Below are 358 nucleotides of genomic sequence, written 5' to 3'. Positions count from 1 at the left end.
TTTTACCGCCTCAATTAACTGCGCTACAACCCGTAGATTTAGGTCGCCAGAAAGTATTAACTGGTTGCCATTTATAAACTTCAGTTCGATGGAAGCTGCGTTGGGCAGTGAGTGCATTTTGGGAAGTGGAATGAAATCATGTGGATGTTCAGAAGGTTCATCTTCAGTGCGCCAATAATTAAATTGCTCAGTGCTAATACGTAAAGTGGTGACAATTTTTGTTTTTGAATAATGGGATAAAAGCGCGACGGCTTGCTGTCGTAAGTGCTTTGGTGTGGCAGTATTTCGAGCAGGTTTATTGGCTCGCCATTGTTCAAAGTTAGCAAGGGTGCTAAGAAGTTTATCTGACATCATTGTG

1 protein-coding gene is annotated in these 358 nt (G+C 41.9%); it reads right to left on the bottom strand.

Features of this window, described 5'->3' with window-relative positions; all coding sequences use genetic code 11:
• Positions 1-358 (bottom strand): hypothetical protein (locus CXF74_RS21795; protein WP_157822538.1); only part of this gene is annotated, 358 nt, incomplete at both ends.

Origin of the sequence: Psychromonas sp. Urea-02u-13 (assembly GCF_002835995.1) — a bacterium.
GTDB lineage: Bacteria > Pseudomonadota > Gammaproteobacteria > Enterobacterales > Psychromonadaceae > Psychromonas.
This window is presented reverse-complemented; position numbering and strand designations above follow the sequence as displayed.